13 protein-coding genes are annotated in these 15,508 nt (G+C 31.9%); 9 read left to right on the forward strand and 4 right to left on the reverse strand.

Translation table 11 applies throughout. The features are described 5' to 3' along the window. Positions 1-12: 12 nt before the first annotated feature. Both CBD51_002360 and CBD51_002365 read right to left on the reverse strand, forming a co-directional pair. Positions 13-732: an rRNA pseudouridine synthase gene (locus CBD51_002360; protein RPG59858.1), complete on the reverse strand. Its 720-nt coding sequence runs from the start codon at positions 730-732 to the stop codon at positions 13-15. Continuing rightward, complete coding sequence (locus CBD51_002365; protein ID RPG59859.1) at positions 729-1,652, reverse strand: LD-carboxypeptidase; 924 nt, start codon at positions 1,650-1,652, stop codon at positions 729-731. Before CBD51_002365 ends, CBD51_002360 begins: the two co-directional genes overlap by 4 nt. Positions 1,653-1,692: 40 nt before the next feature. Between CBD51_002365 and CBD51_002370 the strand changes: the two genes are divergently transcribed. From CBD51_002370 to CBD51_002380, 3 genes are read left to right on the forward strand one after another with little or no spacing between them, the layout of a single operon-like run. Beyond that, complete coding sequence (locus tag CBD51_002370; protein ID RPG59860.1) at positions 1,693-3,378, forward strand: methionine--tRNA ligase; 1,686 nt, start codon at positions 1,693-1,695, stop codon at positions 3,376-3,378. A 59-nt stretch (positions 3,379-3,437) separates the two neighbouring features. Then, complete coding sequence (locus tag CBD51_002375; protein ID RPG59861.1) at positions 3,438-3,884, forward strand: hypothetical protein; 447 nt, start codon at positions 3,438-3,440, stop codon at positions 3,882-3,884. A 5-nt stretch (positions 3,885-3,889) separates the two neighbouring features. Then, the gene (locus CBD51_002380; GenBank protein ID RPG59862.1) at positions 3,890-5,122 is read left to right on the forward strand and encodes a cystathionine gamma-synthase family protein; all 1,233 of its coding nucleotides are present in this window, start codon (positions 3,890-3,892) and stop codon (positions 5,120-5,122) included. A gap of 73 nt (positions 5,123-5,195) precedes the next feature. Here CBD51_002380 and CBD51_002385 read toward each other — a convergent pair whose 3' ends face one another. Then, positions 5,196-8,876: a T9SS C-terminal target domain-containing protein gene (locus CBD51_002385; GenBank protein RPG59863.1), complete on the reverse strand. Its 3,681-nt coding sequence runs from the start codon at positions 8,874-8,876 to the stop codon at positions 5,196-5,198. Positions 8,877-9,290: 414 nt separating this feature from the next. After that, positions 9,291-9,485 carry a cold shock domain-containing protein gene (locus tag CBD51_002390; protein RPG59864.1) on the reverse strand — a complete coding sequence of 65 codons (195 nt, stop codon included), beginning with the start codon at positions 9,483-9,485 and terminating at the stop codon, positions 9,291-9,293. A 129-nt stretch (positions 9,486-9,614) separates the two neighbouring features. Between CBD51_002390 and CBD51_002395 the strand changes: the two genes are divergently transcribed. The 6 genes from CBD51_002395 (at position 9,615) to CBD51_002420 (ending at position 15,499) form a co-directional block, all read left to right on the forward strand. Further along, positions 9,615-10,355, forward strand: coding sequence for a hypothetical protein (locus CBD51_002395; protein RPG59865.1), 741 nt, complete (start codon positions 9,615-9,617; stop codon positions 10,353-10,355). Between the two features lie 166 nt (positions 10,356-10,521). After that, positions 10,522-11,913, forward strand: a complete 1,392-nt coding sequence (locus tag CBD51_002400; GenBank protein ID RPG59866.1) for a hypothetical protein — start codon at positions 10,522-10,524, stop codon at positions 11,911-11,913. 160 nt (positions 11,914-12,073) lie between these two features. Further along, positions 12,074-14,014 carry a TonB-dependent receptor gene (locus tag CBD51_002405; protein RPG59867.1) on the forward strand — a complete coding sequence of 647 codons (1,941 nt, stop codon included), beginning with the start codon at positions 12,074-12,076 and terminating at the stop codon, positions 14,012-14,014. A gap of 6 nt (positions 14,015-14,020) precedes the next feature. Then, positions 14,021-14,557 (forward strand): hypothetical protein, encoded by a 537-nt coding sequence (locus CBD51_002410; GenBank protein ID RPG59868.1) that lies wholly within the window; start codon positions 14,021-14,023, stop codon positions 14,555-14,557. Continuing rightward, entirely contained in the window at positions 14,557-15,021 is a 465-nt protein-coding gene (locus CBD51_002415) for a GNAT family N-acetyltransferase (GenBank protein ID RPG59869.1), read from the forward strand. The genes CBD51_002410 and CBD51_002415 overlap by 1 nt, the downstream gene beginning before the upstream one ends. Positions 15,022-15,121: 100 nt before the next feature. Beyond that, a complete protein-coding gene (locus CBD51_002420; GenBank protein ID RPG59893.1) occupies positions 15,122-15,499 on the forward strand; it encodes a methionine-R-sulfoxide reductase in 378 nt (125 codons plus the stop codon). Positions 15,500-15,508 lie beyond the last annotated feature (9 nt).

Here is a 15,508-nt window from a genome sequence, read left to right on the forward strand (position 1 = left end):
TAATAAAAGCAACTAACTTATTCGGCTTAATTCTTTCAATTCAAAATTTGTTAAAACTCTCCATTTGCCAAGTAAAAGATTTTTCTTTGAAAGACATGCATATTCAACTCTATCCAGTTTTTCAACATTATATCCAAGATGTTCAAAAATTCTTCTAATTATTCTATTCCTTCCTATATGGATTTCTATCCTTAACTTATTATTGGAACCACAATACTCTAAACCGTCCACTATAACTACTCCATCACTTAAAGTAAGATTATTGATAATGGCATCAAAATCTTGTTTACATAAATCTCGATTTAGTTCAACATTATAGATTTTTTTTATTTGGTATTTAGGATGCATTAATTTTTTAGCCAATAAGCCGTCGTTTGTAAATAACAACAAGCCTGTAGTATTTCGATCTAACCTACCAACTGGCACCAGTCTCTCTTTGTAAGTGTCTTGAATTAAAGACAAGACTGTTTTTCGTCCTCTTTCATCACTCATGGTTGTAATATATCCCTTGGGTTTATTTAGTAAAATATATCGTTTTTTCTCGATTGAAATTTTTTTACCATCTACCTCGACAACATCTTTGTCACTTACCTTCGTACCTAAAGCAGAAATAGTATTACCATTTATTTTAACTCTACCATTTTCGATCAAGAGATCCGCTTTTCTACGTGAGCATATGCCGCACATAGCTATGAATCGATTTAACCTTATACTAGGATTTTCTTTTTTCATGACAAATAAGTTATTGAAGAGGATGCTGTAGTTACATTCAGTTCAACTTCTTTTCCTGTAATAACTGGTTGGTTTTGAGAACTATGACCTATAGGGAAATTAAAACATACCGGATAATCATATTTTTTAACTATGTCATATATTAATTGGTAAGACGTCTTTCCAAATGAATCTTTGTTGTCTAAAATTGCGGTCATCTGACCAATTACTAAACCCTTTAAACTCTTTAAAATACCTGATCGATCCATTGTATAAATCATCCTTTCTAAATGATATAGATACTCATCAACATCTTCTAAAAAAAGAATAGAATTTTTTATTCCATCTATATCTTTTGTTCCTATTAAACTATATAATATAGATAAATTGCCGCCGAACAACTTCCCTTTGCATGATCCTAATTTATTTAATTTAAACAGAGGACATTCTAAAGCTTTATAATTTCCTTGCAGTAAACTAAAAAGGTTAATTACTGAATCAGTATCCGTTGCGCTAAAGTTAAATGGCATAGGACCGTGAATAGCTTGAATATTGTAGTAGGACTTTACATGGCTCAAAATAATTGTTATATCACTAAATCCGACAAGCCATTTTGGGTTTTTACTAAAATAGTCAAAATCTAAACCATCTATAATTTGAATAGTACCATAACCTCCGCGTGCAAAAAAAATAGCTTTTGTTTCATCATCATCCAATGCATATTGTAATATTTCTATGCGCTGATCTATAGTCCCTGCAAACACATTATGTTTATTAAAATTTTGAGGGTTTACTTTAGCAACAAAACCATTGTCTTCTATAATAGATATTGCATCAGCCACGTCCTTAACAGAAATAAATTTTGCACAAGCAACAATTTCAATACAATCCCCCTTTTTTAAATTTGGCGGCGCAATAGAATTTATATTATTTATTGTCATTGTAAATCCTTTACTATACTTTTACACAATATACAAAACTATGAGCGACTCATCTAAATTTACTGTTACAGCAGCATTGCCTTATGCTAATGGACCTATTCATATTGGACACCTGGCAGGAGTATATATCCCGGGTGACATCTTTGCAAGATATAAAAGAAATATTGGGGATGATGTATTATATGTGTGTGGTTCTGATGAACATGGTGTTCCAATAACTATTAAAGCAAAAAAAAACGGTATAGAACCACAAGATGTAATAGATAAGTATCATACAATGATTCAAAATTCATTCTTAGAATTTGGGATTTCATTAGATATATATAGTCGAACATCTAATCAAGAACATCACGAAGTAGCAAAGGAGTTTTTCAAAAAACTACTAGATGATAATAAATTCATAGAAAAAACTACCGAAGAATACTATGATGAAAAAGAAAAAACTTTTTTAGCAGATAGATATATTAAGGGAACATGCCCAATTTGTGGATATGAAGATGCATATGGGGACCAATGTGAAAAATGTGGTGCTAGTCTAGAGCCTTCCGAACTTAAAAATCCTCAATCTGCTCTTAGTGGTGGTAAATTAACTAAAAAAGAAACGTCTCATTGGTACTTACCTTTAGATCGGCATGAGGATTGGCTAAAAGATTGGATTATTAAAGAAAATGGAATTAGGTGGAAAAGTAATGTTGTAGGACAATGTAAATCTTGGATTGATTCTGGCCTGAAAGCTCGAGCAGTCACTAGAGATTTGGACTGGGGCGTTAAGTTACCTATAGAAGATCAAAAAGGCAAAGTATTATATGTCTGGTTTGATGCACCCATCGGATATATTTCAGCCACTAAAATCTGGGCTAAGAAAAACAATAAGAACTGGGAGTCATATTGGAAAGATTCTAATACTAAACTAGTTCACTTTATTGGCAAAGATAATATTGTATTTCACTGTATTATTTTTCCTGCCATGCTAAAGTCCTATGGAGATTTTATTCTTCCTGACAACGTGCCTGCTAATGAGTTCCTTAATTTAGAGGGTCGTAAAATATCAACATCCAAAAATTGGGCAGTTTGGTTACATAAATATCTAAAAGACTTTCCTAATCAACAAGATGTACTAAGATACGTTTTATGTATTAATGCACCTGAAAATAAAGATAATGACTTTACCTGGCTAGACTTTCAGGCAAGAAATAATAATGAATTAGTCGCTATACTAGGAAATTTTATCAATCGCGTATTTGTATTATGTCATAAATACTGGGATGGTAAAGTGCCAGGAAAAAATAATTTGGAACAAATTGATGAAGATATAATTTTAAAAATTAAATCTACACCCAATGTAATTGGAGACTCAATTGATAACTATAAATTTAGATTTGCATTACAAACTTTAATGGATTTAGCAAGATCAGGGAATAAATATTTAGCTGATACTGAACCATGGAAATTATTTAAACAATCAGACAAAAAAGCAAGAACAGAAACAATTTTAAATATTAGTATCCATATTACCGCATCATTATCTATTCTTTGTGAACCATTTATGCCTTTTACAGCACAAAAGTTGAAAAATATGCTAAACATAAAGAGCTCTAAATGGTCATGCGCTAGTGATATAAATCAAATCCCCGCAGGACATCAATTAAATTCTCCAAAACTATTGTTTTCAAGGATTGAAGATGAACAAATTGAAAATCAAATCAACAAATTAAAACAATCATAAGCAATATAATTATAATATTTAGGGCTTACTGGGTGTTTAAAAATTATTATATTCACTAAATGAAATCTAAACTTTTCTTACTATCTGTAATAATGCCATTGATTATATTCTCTCAAAATCAATTAGTAAAAGAGACATACAAAAATGGACAGGTGAAATCTGAACACATCTTTAATAAGGATGAACTTGAAATAATAAAAACATATCACAAAAATGGACAATTAAAATTTCAAAAATATATAAATGATAGTCTTATAGAAGAGTATTATAAAAATGGGCAGTTAAGTTATCGTAAGATTCAAAATGAAAAACAACTTTTAGAAGAAGCATACTCAAAAAATGGTGACCTAATAATTCAATTGATAAATAATGAAATTACATTCAGTGCACATGAGAATGCTTTTAATAACTTAAACGGAATAAAACACAAAAGAGAAAATAGTAATCATCACCACGGACATAGTCATGATCATCACCATGACCATGGTCATGGACATAGCCATTAAAAATTATGAAAGCAGAATCACATATGATGTCCTTCGGATATAATCCCGACTGGAGCGAGGGATCAGTAAAACCACCTATTTTTCAAACATCAACATTTGTTTTTAAAACAGCTGAAGAAGGAAAGCGTTTTTTTGAAGTAGCATATGGTAAAGATAGTTTGAAAAAACATGAGCAAATAGGGCTTATTTACTCTAGAATAAATAACCCAAACATGCAAATTCTTGAAGAGCGTCTAGCAATACTAGAAGACTCTCAAGAAGCTGCAGCATTCGAAAGTGGGATGAGTGCTATATCAACAACAATGCTAGCTTACCTAAAACCTGGGGACTTAATTCTCTATAGTAAACCTACATACGGAGGTACTCACCATTTTATTAATAATTTTTTAGCTGATATTGGAGTTGAATCAAAAGGCTTTAATAATGACACTAATATTGAAGAATTATGGAACGATTTAGAAAATCAAAATCTGACTTCTAAATTAAAGATGATTTATATTGAAACCCCGGCAAATCCCACTAACGCACTTTTTGACTTAAATATTATTAAGTTCTTCAAAGAAAGAATAGAGAAGAAGTATGGCCATAATATTATTGCGGTTGTTGATAATACATATTTGGGACCAATTTGGCAAAAGCCATTAGATTTTGGAGCAGATCTAGTATGTTATTCAGCTACAAAATTCTTAAATGGTCATAGTGATGTTATTGCAGGTGCAGTTATGGGCAGTCATGAAAGTATATTACCAATTAAAACTCTACGTACATTTCTTGGTAGCATGATAGCTCCATATACGGCATGGCTATTAACAAGAAGTCTAGAAACACTACATATTAGAATGAATCAACAAGAAAAAAACGCAAGGAAACTAGTTGATTTTTTAATTAAACACCCAAAAGTAAAAAATGTGTTTTATCCAGGACTACCAAACATGGGGCAAAAGCAAGTAGATATATATAAGTCTCAATGCCTCACAGGTGGTGCTATGATTGGTTTTACAATAGAAGAAAGTGAAGCTAGCGCATTTAAGCTTTTAAATTCACTTAAACTAATTAAGTTGGCGGTTAGTTTAGGAAGTAATGAAAGTCTTGCTCAACACCCTTATTCAATGACACACACTGATGTACCAGATGATGAAAAAAAAGAAATAGGAATTAGTGAAGGCTTAATTAGATTAAGTGTAGGAATTGAAAACTATAATGATCTAATTGATGATTTATCACAAGCACTTAAGTAGATAGACTATATTTTCTACCATAAAAAAAGGGGCTCACTTGAGCCCCTTTTTATTTCTAGCAATTAGTTACTAATTACTTAATCAATAATGATTTGTTTACAATATCCTTCTCAGTAGCTACGCTTACTTGGTATAAACCAGTTGGGTAATTACCTACATTGATATTTGTAGTTGAGAACGTTGATGTAGTATGTGATACAACAATCTGTCCTAATTGATTAATAATTGTAATTCTTGCATCTTCATAATCATATGAATCTAATTCAATTGTAATATAGTCATCAGCTGGATTTGGATAAATTAATAATCCAAAAGAGCTAGTAACCTCTTCAATTGAAACGTCGTCAGGCACACATATGCAATCAATGATTGTACCAGGAGCACCATCAATCTCACAAACGTCGCCTTCTGAAATACATGAACCATCATCAAACATTGCATTTGGATTAAAGTTACATGCATCAGCAATCATACAACCTACAACGATAGAATCACAGTCTGGAATACCATCACCATCTTCATCAATATATGTTACACCAACGTAATTTCCATCAGCATCTTGAACACATTCTTGACAAATCGGATCTTCAATTCCAGCACCATTTGAAGCGTATGCACATGAACCATCATCAAAATTAGCAGTCATATCATAGTTACATGCAAATGCATCTGTACAACCTAGATTCCAGTCAGTACATAATGTGTTGTCAATACAACCATTTGCTACTGCATCTGCATCATAGTTAAAGCTCCAAACTTGACCACAACCATACGGAAGACATGAGCCGTCATCTTGAGATGCAATCATATACATTGTTTCACCGTCATCTGACATAGGAGTTACATATACATTTCCGTCAGCATCAAAATATGATGTATTACAAGCAAGTGGATCTGTACATCCCCACATTTCTAAGTCATCACAAACTCCATCTCCATCACAATCTTCTATACAGTTACCATCGCAATCATAACTAGCTGCAGCGTAAATACAAGATGTTCCACCTTGAGCAGTAGCTGGATCGAAGTTGTTAGCTTCATCATAATTACATGCTGTTTCATCCATACAACCAAATACATAGTCTTGACATAATTCGTCATTACCATATAATTCGTTAGAGAAACAATCGGCATCTGGACTATAGTTTACTGCATTAGGAGTGTTACAACCAATTTGGCCTTCACATGAACCATCTAATTCAGTTGCAAACGGATTATAGTTACAAGCCATTTCATCTGTACAACCTTGAATCTCAACGTTATCACAAACTCCGTCATTATCTATATCACCGTCAGTAAATACCCCATTTTCATCACAGCTATCACAAGCACCTTCACAAGAGCCATCATCTTCTGTTGCATCAACATCAAAGTTACATGCTGTAGCATCTGTACAACCGTGAATTTCCATGTAATCTAAAACACCATCACCGTCAGTATCTAACTCCCAATAAGCACAATCCTCCCCAGCAGGGACAAATGCTTCAAATAAACAATCAGATTGAGCAGATATAGTTGCGTCAGCATCATAGTTACATGCTGTATCGTCCATACAACCAGCGCAAGAATCAGACTCACAAGAACCGTCATCTGTATTTGCTGTCTCATCATAATTACATGCTGTATCATCCATACAACCAGGTACAAACTCAATACATGAGTCGTTCACAATACAAGTTGCAGTACCACAATCATCACCTTCACAGTCCTCATCAGCAAGAGGGTTGTAGTTTAACATATATGGTAAATCACAACCAACAACACCTTCACAAGAACCGTCATCCTCCGTTGCCGTCATATCATAATTACATGCAGATATATCAGTACATCCAGCGATTTCTAGTTCATTACAAACTCCATCTCCATCAGTATCATTAATACATGTTTGTTCTCCTGTTGTAGCATCTAAACACTGATAGTATTCTTCTGCTCCTTCGCCATTACAAACACCACATGCATCATAAGTACCAACACATTCATCAGCTAAATCGCATACTGCATCTCCGTCAGTATCTGCACAGCTACCGTCACAATTATAACCTGTAGATGGCAATTCACAAGAACCATCATCATCTGTTGCTCCAACTGCAGCATCAAAATTACAAGCATTAATGTCAGTACAACCTAAAACCTCATCATCATCACAAACTCCATCATTGTCAGAGTCGCCATCAATATAGTTTCCTGTTGTTGCATCCCAGTCGCTATCACATAAAGGATCAAAACAAGAACCATCATCTTCAGTAGCACCTGCATTTTCATTATAGTTTACCGCATTTGCATCAGTACAACCTAAAACTTCGTAATCATTACAAACTCCATCACCATCATCATCTCCTTCTACGCAGTCACCATTACAAGTTCCCATAACATAAGTGCCTGCTAAATCCATACAGTCATCACAATCATTTAATTCACCTACACATTCATCAACAATATCACAAATTGTATCCTCATCTAAATCAACACATGTACCATCACAATTAAACCATGTTGCTGCATATGTACAAGAACCATCGTTTGTATTTGCAGCTGCATCATAGTTACAAGCAACTCCACCAAATGTGTCTGGGTCATTATCTGTACAACCTAAAACAACATCTTCACAACAATCTCCGTTTTCACACTCAGTATTACAATCAGCACAGTAGTTACCTGCATTTTCATCATAACAACCAATAGTAACTTCTTCACATGAACCATCATCCTCAGTTGCTAATGAATTATAATTAAATGCTGTTTCGTCAGTACATCCATCTATCTCAACCTCATCACAAGTTCCATCAGCATCGTCATCTTGACATGTACCATCACAATTATACCATTCTGCAGCAAATGAACAAGAACCGTCATCTGTGTTAGCGTTAGCATTAAAGTTACAAGCAGTTTCATCTATACAACCTTCAACTATTTCAGCACAAGAACCATCATTAAAACATGCCGCAGCATCATAGTTAAAAGCAGTGTCGTCTGTACATCCAGCTACTGTACAACATTCTGTCGCAGCAACATCATTCCAGTTAAATGAATCTACATCAGTACAACCATCAACCTCGTCACAAACTCCGTCTGTATCTGCATCTAAACAAGTACCATCACAATTAAACCATTCGTCTGGGAAAACACATACAAATAAACCATCGTTATTTGAATCAATCATTTCCATATCGCCAGGCAATGTGATATTTGGGTCAGAGCCATAAGTCTGAGATGACCCTGCAACATAGTTACAAGCTGTTGGATCAGCACACTCACTAAAGACTTCAGAATCATCACAAACTCCATCGTTGTCAGAGTCATTAGCGCAGATTAGATCATCAACCTTATCACAAATACCGTCCTCGTCAACATCAACACATGTACCATCACAATTGAAGTCTAATACTGCGTAAGTACACGAACCATCGTCAATTGTTGCAGGACAGATAGAAGCAATTCCATCATCACCAATACATACAAAAAACGATTGATTACAAGCTTCAGCGTCTGTACAACCAACCTGGTTAAAGTCACAAATACCGTTATCATCGTCATCTTGACATGCTCCATCACATGTTAACATAAAGCCAGGATTGTCTACGTCTTCTTGAGCGAATTCACAAGAACCGTCATCCTCAGTTGCAGTAGCATCATAGTTACATGCTGTAGCATCTGTACACCCAAGAGGATCACAATCGACCACGTCTTGAGCAAACACATTAAAAGATCCCAAACAAAGGATCATTAATAAAAATAGATAATGTTTTTTCATCATATTAAATTTTAAATTTGTTGCAAATCTAGTTATTTATATGATAAATTCATACATAAGGGAACTTTTTTACTCCTGAAATGCCTTTTTTTGCAGCTTTATTATTAACAAGTAAATGTTAGTTGCAAAAAATATGAACATAGAAACCTCTTTTATAGACCTGTTAAACACATTAAATAACAACTATATTTACACTATACTTAATAATGATGATTTTGAATTCGAAAAAAATAATTAATGTGGGGTGTTTTCAATAATCCCATTTATCCAAATTATATATTCAGAAAGTGAAATAAATAATACAAGCTTAAATTAGAAAAATAAGCATAGATATAACATAGATTTATTGCCCGAAGCAAAAAATCTTAATTGTATTATTAAAAATTGTGGGGTTTTAGCAACTATTAAGCTATGATACTATTCTGCTTGCTTAACATTAATTGCTCTCATTCCCTTTGGATCATCTTCCAATTCAAATTGGACTGAGTCGCCATCCTTAATTGTTTCCGTTAAACCTGTTGAGTGAACAAAATAATCTTTGCTCCCGTCTGCATCAGTAATAAAGCCAAAGCCTTTAACTTGATTGAAAAACTTTACTGTTCCTTGTTTCATATTTTTATGTAGTTACTATATTTAAAACGCCAAAAGTACATAAAATCATTAAGAACACGCATTTTATACTTATAATTATTTTACAAAAGACTTATATTTATGTTTAATCCAATTATTTAATTCCAATTTATGAAACTAATTAAATTTACATTTTTACTAATCTTTCCCTCTGTTATCATTGGACAAAATACTGAATGTGGAGACAGGCCTGTTAAGCCTCAAAGAATTGAAAATCAAACTATAAAAAATTATAAAGATTCTGAAAACTTTATTAATTACAAGAACAATCTTAAGCAGTGGAAATACTGCACAAGCCCCCTTGGAATAGATGAACGCGAATCTAAAAGACTTGAAAATCAAAAACAAAAAAGATTGGAGAGTCAAAATGAAGAGCCGATTAATAAATGTGGCGACCGACCTGATAAACCCAAAAGACCCAAAGGAACTAGTATTGATGAATTTCGACAAACTCATGTACATATATTATACCGTGAAAAATTAAAAATCTGGAAACAATGTATGAGTCCAAAACAACTAACAGAACCTGTGTTTAGTAAAAAAAAGGAAATTACTAAAAGTCCCTGTGGAAACAAACCAAATAAGCCCTTACGAGAAGATGGTATGGATCACGAAGAGTACAAACAAACATCGGAGTATAAAATCTACCGAAGTGAACTGAAGATATGGAAAAGTTGTGAAGAAGATTATAAAAAAGAAGTCCTTTGGGGTGATTGCGGTAAAAAACCAAAAAAACCAGCAAGAAATGAGGGCATGAACCACGAAGAATACAAACAAACCTCAGAGTATCAAACATATCGTCAGTCCTTTAAAAACTGGAAAAAATGTATAGATTCAAACAAAAAAGAATGAGACACTGTCTGATAATCTTTTTGCTAGTTTCATTAAATGGATTTGTGCAAAATCTAATTATAGCTAATAGTTGTTTACCTTCTACATTCAGGCTGAATTAAATTAAAAAATCATTATTAACAGATTTAAAATTTTTTCATTTTTAGTAAAATTGTATATTTATAAGATGAAAAAAATAATGTTCCTACTTAGCTTTATACCTATTGTCTCTCTATCACAACCTAGTTTTACATTAACAACAACTGAAGAAGCATCCTCTAAGAATTTATTCATAAAGCCTGTTGGTCAGGGCAGTAATAAACCCGTGATGATTATCAATGTTGATGGGGAAATTCTCTTCTCTGAAAACCTTGGAATGATGGGCTGGGATTGGAAAGTAAACTTAAATAATCATATAACATATTTTGATAGACAAAATATGTGCTGGCATGTTGTAGATTCTTTATTTAACACAGTTGATACCGTATATGGGCAAAATGGATACATAGCCGATAATCATGATTTTTTAGCACTTCCAAATGGCAATTATGTTCTGTTTTATTATGATCTTCAACCATTTCCAATGGATGAGGTAGTCACAGGAGGAAACCCAGATGCAATTGTCGAGGGCGTTGTTATTCAAGAGCTAAACTCTGATCATGAAGTAATATTTCAGTGGGAAAGCTGGGATCATTTTAGCGTAACTGATAATATATATAGCAATTTAACAGCTAACCAAATTGCTTTTATTCATACAAATGCAATTGATATTGATTACGATGGTCACTTTTTGATTTCTTCTAGAAATCTAGATGAAATTACCAAAATACACCGTACTTCCGGTGATGTTATATGGAGATGGGGAGGATCACAAAATCAATTTGAATTTGTAAATGATTACCCGTTTACACACCAACATTGTATTAAAAGTTTAGGAGACGACAAATACCTTCTGTTTGATAATGGTAATCATAGTGCAGATTTTATGGGCCAAAACATTTCTAGAGCTGTTGAATATCAATTAGATTTAAATGCAATGACCGCCACCAAAACATGGGACTTTTATCACCCCGACTCATTATTTAGTCCTTCTATAAGTAGTGTTCAAAGATTAGAAAATGGCAATACATTGGTCAACTTTGGTAATTTGTCGATCACTAACAGAGGTGCAGTCATAACAGAAGTAAACCCTCAGAATGAAATTGTCTTTGAGCTTGAATTAGCACCACCTTCTTCTGGAAACAGTTCAAATGTATATTGTGCGAATAAATTTGACTGGTTTTTTGATGACAGCATTATAGGTTGTGAAAATGGAGATGCTTGTAACTATAATTCTAATGTAATAAATAATGACTTATTCTGCATATTTCCTGGTGAACCCTGTGAAAGTGCATCAACTATCGGGATATATGACGAAAACTGCGAATGTCTACCAACAAATACTATCATCAACGAAGAGTCTTTTAAGAAAAAACTACTATATACTTTTGACTTTCAAGGGAAACAAAGTATACAGCCTAAATTCAAAATAGAAATCTACAATAATGGTACTGTAGAAAAAAAATACATTATTAAATAGAGTAAATTATAAATAGTTTGCTTTTCTAATTTAATTGCTCATTCAGTTAATTTTTGCTTCAATAAGAGTTCTCTTAAAAAGACATTCTACTCTTAGTCAAATGAAAATTATATACTTAAAAAAGACACTGTAACTAAGTTTAAAAAATTATATTTGATTTATGAAAAATTTACTACTTATTCTTTTTATTCCCTTTTTAATATTGGGACAAGAAACAAACCAAAGCAACACCAATCTTAAAACTGTCAATATATATGGCAGTATGATTGATTTAAATAATATAGAGTCTGGTAAAAACATAACTATCATAAATTCAAATGATATTGAAAATTATAGTTTTAATTCTATTGACGAATTATTAAAGCTAATTCCTAGTATTGAATTACAATCTAGAGGTGGCTTTGGTACTCAGTCTGATATAGTACTAAGAGGAAGTACATTCAACCAAACCCTTGTTCTTTTAGACGGAGCAAGAGTCAATGATCCTCTTACTGGACATTTCAGTATGTATATACCCATCAATCCTTTTGAAATTCATCAAATAGAAATTATAAGAGGAGGAGGCTCGTCAATTTATGGCCCAGATGCTGTTGGAGGTGTAATTAATATCGTAACAAAATTATTTAAAGAAGGAATAAGTAAAAATGAGGTTATTGTAGAGTCTAAAGTTGGGTCAAATGGCTTAACAGGAGATAATTTATTTATTGCAAAAAAACTACATGAGAAGTTTTATACAACTCTTGGAGTTAACTTAATTAAGTCAGATGGACAAGAACTTTATAAGGATATATTTAGTTTTTTTGACAACCAAACATTTTCACTTTCTCATAAATATGCTTTTAGTAATAAATTAAATGTAATACTTAGATCAGCATATGCCAAACGTTTTTTTAACTCACAGTATTATTATACTCGTAGTAATTATGATCTTTCTAACGAAACAATTAGAAAAAGTTGGACACAAGCCCAGATAAATTATAAAATTGATAAAACCAGAAAACTTAGTTTAATGACTTCTTATCAAAATGTTGATGATTTGTATATTTTTAATCCTGAATTCCCTTATTATCAAAATTACACTGAGCTAACTAATAGTAATATCAATTATACAAAGAAAACTGACTCTTACAGAGTGGTTAGCGGAGTAAATCTTCAAAATCGTAAAATTGCTAGTATTGATAGAGGGAATCACTCTGACTACTACATTGGGAGCTTTGTAAATTTTATGAAAAAAATTAAAGCAATAACAATCAACCCGTCATTAAGATTAGACTATAATAAAAGCTACCGTGTACAGTTATGCCCACAATTTGATGTAAATTATAATCATGATAATTATAATCTTCGAACAAGTTTTGGAAGAACTATAAGGTCTGCAGACTTTACCGAAAGGTTTTATAATAATAACTATAACGGTACTCTTTCGGCTGGACGTAATATCGGAAATCCAGATTTAAAAGCAGAAACAAGTCTAAACTGGGAAATTGGTATTGATATTAAAAAATATAAAAATGCCACTATTAAAAACACCTTGTTTTATAGAAATGCTTCTAATTTAATTGACTGGGTGCTAATGAATTCCAGTCAAATCTCTACAAATATTGATTTACTAGAAAATGAAAATTATCTATTTGCTCAAAATATAAGCAAACTAAAAACATTGGGCTGGGAGTCTGAATTGTGGTTTAATTTAAAAAAATTCAAAGTACTTAATATTAGCGGATCATTAGGTTATTGTAAAATTTTTGCAGCTGAAGAAAATCAAAGTCTATTTGAAAATAATACCAACACTTTGTCAAAATACCTTGCTAACAACTCTGGTGACCGATTTAATTACAATGTTTTTTTCGATTGGAAAAAATGGAAATTTAATTTAAATGGTCAAATGAAGATTAGGGGCAATGAGTCAGACTTGAATATCGATCAAACCTTAAGTCAGTCATATTTTGTTCATAATGTCAATTTAAATTATGCCCTAGGAAATCGTTTAACATATAGCGCTGAATTAATAAATATTTTTAATAAAGAATATGCCGATATTTTAGGAGCGATAATGCCTAAAAGATGGTTTGTTTTAGGATTTAAATACTCACTTCAGTAACAACCTATGAAGCATGTATTTTTGACCTTAATTATCCCAATATTATCTTTAAGCCAAGGAGATAATTTACAAACATTTGGAACGGTAAGCCATTTTCTAATCTCCTGCCCATGTAAATTGCTTAAATATTACGAAGAGGGCAAATTATATTATTACTGTGAAGATGAATCCTATCAAACCAAATATGTTATAAAAGAAATAAAGCATAAAGATGGGCTAGACCTAATTTTAAATGCCCTAAATAAAAATATATACTCGAAAAAGACTAAAAATAACGATTCGCTAATTTCCATAAAACAAAAGAATATAATCCTAGAATATCTTACGCATAATCACAATGGATTGCAAACAAATTTTACTAATTATAAAGCTGTTGTTGTAGATAATAAATTAGAAAAAAAACTCTTTTTTTCCGACAATGAATTTATTGCATCATATGAAATAATTATAACCGCTAAAAGTCCAGAAATTGCAAATCAACAATTTAATCAGACTATAAATTCTATCAGAAAAAAATCATTAAGTTTAAAAAAAATATTTTGATGAAATATGAAATATCGGGATACAAAAAAGAATATGCCTCTGCATTTTACCTTTTGAATAAAGATTGGATTCTAGAATCTTGGGACTTAGAAGATGCAGACTTAAAAGACTTGTTATCGCCTGAAAAGGCAATTATTGAGCTAGGTGGTGAAATTTTTTTTATTTTAAAAAACAACTCTGTGATAGGTACAGCTGCAATGATTCCACATAAAAATAATATATTCGAACTTGCAAAAATGACGATTAAAAAAGAGTTCCGAGGTAATGGATTGTCAAAAATATTATTGAATCAATGTATTAAATTTGCAAAAACGAATAACTCTAATAAAATATTTTTAATTTCAAATAATTCATTAAAAATTGCAAGGCAACTTTATGATAATTACGGTTTTCAAGAAGTCCCGCTAAATAACCAAAAATACAACAGAGGAAATGTCAAAATGGTCCTTGCCATAAATAATTAATTTATATTTAACAATGAAATAAAATGGATATAGTATGAAAAATTTTTTGTTTTTTTTTATTATTCCCTTATCTGTATTCGCTCAAAATAAAAGTTTTAACATGGATTATTTTAATAAGCTAAATGATAAAGAAAGAAGTATTATTGTAGACAGAGGAACAGAAGCACCTTTTAGTGGAGAGTACAATAATTTTTTTAAAAAAGGATATTATATATGTAGAGCATGTGAAGCCCCACTATATAAATCATCATCTAAATTCAACTCTAATTGTGGATGGCCTTCTTTTGATGATGAAATAGAAAATGCAATTATAAAAAAAGTTGACAATAGCTATAATATGCAAAGAACTGAAATTTGCTGTGCTAACTGCAATGGACATCTTGGTCATGTGTTTTATGGTGAAAAATATACAGACAAAAACACTCGCCACTGTGTCAATTCTCTTTCGTTAAAATTTATCCCTGATAAAAAAAATTAATCCTATATT

The organism is Flavobacteriales bacterium TMED191 (assembly GCA_002171975.2).
Taxonomy (GTDB): domain Bacteria; phylum Bacteroidota; class Bacteroidia; order Flavobacteriales; family TMED113.

Excerpts from the sequence above, each read along its gene's own strand:
- CBD51_002410 (RPG59868.1), top strand. The coding sequence starts at position 14,021 with ATGAAGCATGTATTTTTGACCTTAATTATCCCAATATTATCTTTAAGC.
- CBD51_002405 (RPG59867.1), top strand. The coding sequence starts at position 12,074 with ATGAAAAATTTACTACTTATTCTTTTTATTCCCTTTTTAATATTGGGA.
- CBD51_002390 (RPG59864.1), bottom strand. The coding sequence starts at position 9,485 with ATGAAACAAGGAACAGTAAAGTTTTTCAATCAAGTTAAAGGCTTTGGC.
- CBD51_002400 (RPG59866.1), top strand. The coding sequence starts at position 10,522 with ATGAAAAAAATAATGTTCCTACTTAGCTTTATACCTATTGTCTCTCTA.
- CBD51_002395 (RPG59865.1), top strand. The coding sequence starts at position 9,615 with ATGAAACTAATTAAATTTACATTTTTACTAATCTTTCCCTCTGTTATC.
- CBD51_002365 (RPG59859.1), bottom strand. The coding sequence starts at position 1,652 with ATGACAATAAATAATATAAATTCTATTGCGCCGCCAAATTTAAAAAAG.
- CBD51_002385 (RPG59863.1), bottom strand. The coding sequence starts at position 8,876 with ATGATGAAAAAACATTATCTATTTTTATTAATGATCCTTTGTTTGGGA.
- CBD51_002380 (RPG59862.1), top strand. The coding sequence starts at position 3,890 with ATGAAAGCAGAATCACATATGATGTCCTTCGGATATAATCCCGACTGG.
- CBD51_002360 (RPG59858.1), bottom strand. The coding sequence starts at position 732 with ATGAAAAAAGAAAATCCTAGTATAAGGTTAAATCGATTCATAGCTATG.
- CBD51_002420 (RPG59893.1), top strand. The coding sequence starts at position 15,122 with ATGGATTATTTTAATAAGCTAAATGATAAAGAAAGAAGTATTATTGTA.
- CBD51_002415 (RPG59869.1), top strand. The coding sequence starts at position 14,557 with ATGAAATATGAAATATCGGGATACAAAAAAGAATATGCCTCTGCATTT.
- CBD51_002375 (RPG59861.1), top strand. The coding sequence starts at position 3,438 with ATGAAATCTAAACTTTTCTTACTATCTGTAATAATGCCATTGATTATA.
- CBD51_002370 (RPG59860.1), top strand. The coding sequence starts at position 1,693 with ATGAGCGACTCATCTAAATTTACTGTTACAGCAGCATTGCCTTATGCT.